This window comes from Thiohalocapsa sp. (assembly GCF_019695415.1).
Taxonomy (GTDB): domain Bacteria; phylum Pseudomonadota; class Gammaproteobacteria; order Chromatiales; family Chromatiaceae; genus Thiohalocapsa.
Window position 1 is genome coordinate 1 of the sequence record NZ_JAIFKJ010000073.1, and the last position, 1,926, is coordinate 1,926.

General features: G+C 67.1%; 2 protein-coding genes and 1 pseudogene. All 3 read left to right on the forward strand.

What is annotated here, in order from left to right; genetic code table 11:
* The first annotated feature begins 109 nt into the window (after window positions 1-109).
* The gene (locus I6U14_RS00885) at window positions 110-448 is read left to right on the forward strand and encodes an inositol monophosphatase family protein (RefSeq protein WP_296896102.1); all 339 of its coding nucleotides are present in this window, start codon (window positions 110-112) and stop codon (window positions 446-448) included.
* 112 nt (window positions 449-560) lie between these two features.
* The gene (locus tag I6U14_RS00890; RefSeq protein WP_296896104.1) at window positions 561-1,613 is read left to right on the forward strand and encodes a flagellar motor protein MotA; all 1,053 of its coding nucleotides are present in this window, start codon (window positions 561-563) and stop codon (window positions 1,611-1,613) included.
* Window positions 1,614-1,645: 32 nt separating this feature from the next.
* Window positions 1,646-1,926 (forward strand): annotated as a pseudogene (locus tag I6U14_RS00895) (peptidoglycan-binding protein); the annotation flags it as partial.

The following is a 1,926-nucleotide window of genomic DNA, read 5'->3' on the forward strand; positions in this document are numbered from 1 at the left end:
TGCGATTCCGGGTGCGGGGGACCCCTGCGCCGCCGGGCGGGGGAGGGGGGCGTTGCTGAGAGCGCGGCGCAGCGGGGGGGCGGCGGGGGGGCAACGGCGGGGGGGCGGCATGACCACCGGCGGCCCGCATCGTGGGAAGGAGGGGCACGAGCGCTACCTGGCCGAGCTGGGGGCGGTGATGCCACAGGTCGCGGGCATTCGGCGCACCGGCTCGGCGGCGACCGACCTCGCCTGGGTCGCTTCGGGACGCTTCGACGGCTACTGGGAGCGGGGCATCTCGGCTTGGGACATGGCCGCGGGCATCGTGCTGGTGCGCGAGGCGGGCGGCTTCGTCTCGGATGCCGACGGCGGACAGGACATGCTGACGACGGGCAGCATCGTGGCGGGCAATGAGGCGATCCAGCGCGATCTGGTGAAGCTCGTCAGCCGCCGGCCCGCGCGCGCATAAGCGCCTGCCGTCAAGTTAACATTTTGCTGTGCGGTGAAATCCGTTAAGAAGGCTCCGGGGCCTTCGTGCGGATCGCGCAGGCGTTACGGTTTGAATTAGCAGAGCACGGATCATGGCGAAACGTGTGTTGCGGCTCATTCACTCTCGTTCTCATGTTTTTGTCGGGCGCATGTGTCTGTTCAGCCTCCTGTCGGGCTTCTTCGTCGCCCTTCTTTATGCGGACATCCTCGACGCCTTCATGGCGAACCCCGCGCTGAATGGGCTTATCCTCGGCGTTCTTCTGCTCGGCATCTTCTATTCGCTGCAGCAGGTTCTGCGGCTCTACCCGGAAATCCGCTGGGTCAACAGCTTCCGAATTTCCGACCCCGGCCTGGCGACGGAGCGCCCGCCCGTCATGCTCGCGCCGATGGCGACGATGTTCCGCCGCCGCCAGGGCCAGGCGCAGGTCTCGCCGGTGGTCATGCGCTCGATCCTCGACTCGATCGGATCGCGGCTGGACGAGTCCCGGGAGACGACGCGCTATCTGGTCGGGCTTTTGATCTTCCTCGGCCTGCTCGGCACCTTCTGGGGCCTTCTGCAAACCATCCAGTCGGTGGGCACGACGATCTCCTCGCTGAACACGACGACAGCGGAGACCGCGCTCATCTTCGAGGAGCTGAAATCCGGCCTGCAGGCGCCGCTGAGCGGGATGGGCACGGCGTTTTCGTCCTCGCTGTTCGGTCTGGCCGGATCGCTGATCCTCGGCTTTCTCGATCTGCAGGCCTCGCAGGCGCAGAACCGCTTCTACAACGAGCTGGAGGAGTGGCTGTCCGGCATCACGGAGATGGCGCCGGAGGGCAGCGCGGCCGGCGCGATGCAGGGGACGCCGGCGCAACTCCGCTTTGCCATGCTCGATATGCAGCGCAGCATCACCGACCTCGGCGAGAAGATCGAGAACAGCGGCGTGGGCGGCGGCAATTCGGAAGCGACCGAGGCCATCCGCGAGCTCTCGGGCGGCATCGACCGGATGGTGAAGCAGATGCGCGCGGAGCAGAAGATCGTGCGCGAATGGGTCGACGAACAGGCGCAGCAGCAATCCGAGCTGGCCGCCGTCCTGCGCGAACAGAACCAGCTTGCGGGCGCCCTGCGCGACATCGCTGCGCGCGCCCCCCGCCGGGAGCGCTAGGCCTGGCGAGACGAGTTTAAGGAGACCGCATCATGCCACGCGGGCGCACCGGCCGGCGCATCGGCGGCGATTATTGGCCCGGCTTTGTGGACGCCATGGCCACGCTGCTGCTGGTCATGACCTTCCTGCTGTCGGTGTTCATGCTGGCGCAGTACTTCGTCACGCAGGAGGCCAGCAGCAAGGACACCGCTCTGCAGCGCCTCAATGCGCAGATCGCCGAACTGACCGAGATACTGGCGCTTGAGCGCTCGGAGAAACGCTCGCTGGAGGAAGAACTGGCGGCGCTGAGCGCGTCGCTGGATCAGGCGCGGGC